This is a genomic window from Oleiphilus sp. HI0132 (genome assembly GCF_001635845.1).
The window spans coordinates 1-3,277 of sequence record NZ_LWGJ01001465.1; the positions used below are offsets into that span (position 1 = coordinate 1).

Annotated in this window: 3 protein-coding genes and 1 tRNA gene; all 4 read right to left on the reverse strand. The window is 46.1% G+C overall.

Annotation, left to right across the window (positions count from 1 at the left end; all coding sequences use genetic code 11):
- The coding region (gene istA, locus A3766_RS22620) for an IS21 family transposase (RefSeq protein WP_156509056.1) at window positions 1-589 on the reverse strand (589 nt) is incomplete at its 3' end.
- Window positions 590-779: 190 nt separating this feature from the next.
- Window positions 780-856: transfer RNA gene (locus tag A3766_RS22625), tRNA-Ile, on the reverse strand.
- Window positions 857-955: 99 nt separating this feature from the next.
- On the reverse strand, window positions 956-2,764 hold the full coding sequence (rpoD, locus tag A3766_RS22630; protein ID WP_068507063.1) for an RNA polymerase sigma factor RpoD: 1,809 nt from the start codon (window positions 2,762-2,764) through the stop codon (window positions 956-958).
- A 170-nt stretch (window positions 2,765-2,934) separates the two neighbouring features.
- A partial coding sequence (locus tag A3766_RS31425) for a hypothetical protein (protein WP_197479688.1) occupies window positions 2,935-3,277 on the reverse strand: 343 nt, incomplete at its 5' end.

Here is a 3,277-nt window from a genome sequence, read left to right on the forward strand (position 1 = left end):
CGCGTTCAGGCACGCCACCAAAGACCCGAAATGCATGATTGTGTGCATCAAACAGCATCTCGTGCGTTTGTTTGTAATAAGCTCGCAGGAAGAAAGCTCGACTATTGCTTAGCTTGAAGTAAGCAACTTGAAGGCAGCACTTCCGACCATTGATCGTGGCGAAATCTTCGCCCCAATCAAACTGGAATGCTTCGCCTGGTGCAAAAGTCAGTGGAACATAGACTCGCTTAGCGGCAGTGCTCTTTGCTTCATGTTGCTCTTGTCGCCACTGCCGTGCAAACGCAGCAACACGATCATAGGAACCGGTGTAACCCAGTTGTACTAAATCCTGGTATAGCTGCTTGACTGACTTACGCTGCTTTCGATGCTTTTTCACCTCACGGTGAAGCCAGCAGGTTAAGGTCTTCTCGTAGTCATCCAGCTTACTCGGCGACTTCCTTGCAGGGTAGCTTGGGTCTAAATTTCTATTATTGAGGTATTTACGAACAGTAATTCGTGACAATCCGGTCTTCCGAGCAATCGATCGAATCGATTGTCCCTCCCGAATATGCGAGCGTCGAATTACGCTTAGTAGAGCCACGTCTATCACTCCATTTTCTCCTGCTTTGCTGAAGCAGGGATAGGTTTATACGTGGGTCAAAATTCGATGCAAATATATGGCTTTAGTGGGTCAGTTTTGGGTGCAAATCAACAATGAGGCCAATGTAGCACTGATGTAGCACAACTTATTCCAAGCATGCCAGCTACTAAAATAACCAATTGAAATAAAAGAAGAAAAATGGTGCCCCCTCCCTGACTTGAACAGGGGACCTACCGATTATGAGTCGGGTGCTCTAACCAACTGAGCTAAGGGGGCACTGATTTTGGCTTTGAGCCAAGAGATGATCCAGAGAGTTCTTGATCAATACGGGGCGCATTATAATGCGCCCCGAAAGAAGATGCTAGAGGAAAATGCTTATTCGTCCAGGAAGCTTCTTAGGTGATCTGAGCGGCTTGGATGGCGTAGTTTTCTTAGCGCTTTCGCTTCGATCTGACGGATACGCTCACGCGTTACGTCGAACTGCTTACCTACTTCTTCCAAAGTATGGTCTGTGTTCATTTCGATACCAAAACGCATACGTAGTACTTTTGCTTCTCTAGCAGTTAGTCCGGAAAGAACCGTACGTGTAGACTCTCTTAAGCCCTGGCCTGTAGCCGTATCAACGGGCGATTCTGCCTGGCCATCTTCGATAAAGTCACCCAAGTGTGAATCTTCGTCATCACCAATAGGCGTTTCCATTGAGATTGGTTCTTTAGCAATCTTAAGGACTTTACGTACCTTGTCTTCAGGCATATCCATGCGCTCACCTAACTCTTCAGGTGTTGGCTCGCGGCCCATTTCCTGAAGCATCTGGCGTGAGATGCGGTTCAATTTATTAATGGTTTCGATCATGTGTACCGGAATACGGATCGTACGTGCCTGGTCAGCAATAGAACGAGTAATTGCCTGACGAATCCACCATGTAGCGTAAGTCGAGAACTTGTAACCACGGCGATATTCGAACTTATCTACCGCTTTCATCAAGCCAATGTTACCTTCCTGAATCAGATCCAGGAACTGTAGGCCACGGTTGGTATATTTCTTCGCGATGGAGATAACCAAACGAAGGTTGGCTTCTACCATTTCCTTTTTCGCACGACGCGCTTTTGCTTCACCAATCGATACACGACGGTTGACGTCTTTAATTTCAGCGATGGTCATGCCAGTTATGTTAGCCATTTCTGCGATCTTTCTTTGCGCACGCGTAATTTCAACACGGTTCGCTTCTAGCTTCGCTGCACAGGGGTGACTTTCTTCAATTAGGCCGTCAATCCACTGTAGGTTTGCTTCATTACCCGGGAATCGTTTGATGAACTCTTTACGATCCATACCGCAATATCTGGAGCAAAGCGCCATAACTGCACGCTCATTAATCCTAACGATTTCGTTGGTAGTACGAACTTCAACGATCAAGGCATCGAACTGCTTGGCACTCAATTTAAACGGTGCAAACAGTTTACCTAGCTCATTATAAGCTTTAGCTGCTTCTTTACTGCTACGAGTATGCTTTGCTTCTTCTGCTAAGGCTACCGCTAGCTGAGCACGAAGTTCATCCATGCGCTCACGCACTTCTTCTGGATCAGGGCCTTTCTCGCCCTCTTCTTCGTCATCGTCGTCGGAATCAGCACTATTCGCTTCGACTATAGGAGCCGGTGCAGGAATCGCATCGGTCTCTGGGTCAACAAAGCCTGAAATAATGTCACTTAGACGGCCTTCTTCTTCCACTGTCGTGTCATATCGATCCAAGATACCCTGAACGACACCCGGAAAGTGAGCCAAAGATGCCATCACATCCCGAACACCTTCTTCGATACGCTTGGCGATACGAATTTCGCCTTCACGCGTTAGTAGCTCTACAGTACCCATTTCACGCATATACATACGTACTGGGTCAGTTGTTCTGCCTGCTTCGGTTTCTACTGCTGCCAGTGCCGCAGCTGCTTCAGCCGCCGCCACTTCGTCTGTTGAATCTCCATCTGACATAAGCAATGAATCAGCATCAGGCGCAACTTCAACAACCTGAATACCCATGTCGTTGATCATGCGAATAATGTCTTCAACCTGATCCGGATCCGCAATATCTTCTGGAAGGTGGTCGTTTACTTCTGAGTAAGTCAGGTACCCTTGTTCTTTACCGCGGGCGATGAGATCTTTTAAACGAGACTGTTGTGAATTGCCTGACATGTCTATCCTATAAGTTGGAATTCGTTACTGATGGCCGATCAAAAAATAGTCGGCCATTATATAGAAAGTTTGCTTTTCAACCAAATCAATATGGATCCAAAATGAGATTTTTCAAGTCTGAATTGGAATAACTTTCATAAATTTGGCCGTTTCGAATACTAAAAGGCCTTTTACTTAGATTTCCTTAGGGAAATAGCTCTTAGCGCTTGCTTTTCAGATTCGCTCATTTCACTAGGAAGCTTATTGAATTTTGTTGCTTTCAAGGCGTCATTCTGGGTTTGTTTATTCTTCAGCCGTTGCAGCAAGTCAGTCGCAACGTCCTGGATTTCCTTCGCGTCGGGCACCCATTCCAAGCGATCAAATAAGCTAGAGAACTGAGCACGATAACCCACTTCATCCGTAGCCAGAAATAACAACAAAGACTGAGTCGTTGCTATTTTTTGAAGAAAGAGAAACTCTGCGAAGTCACGAGTTTGCTGAAACCCTTGGTGCCCACTGATCATACTTAGATAA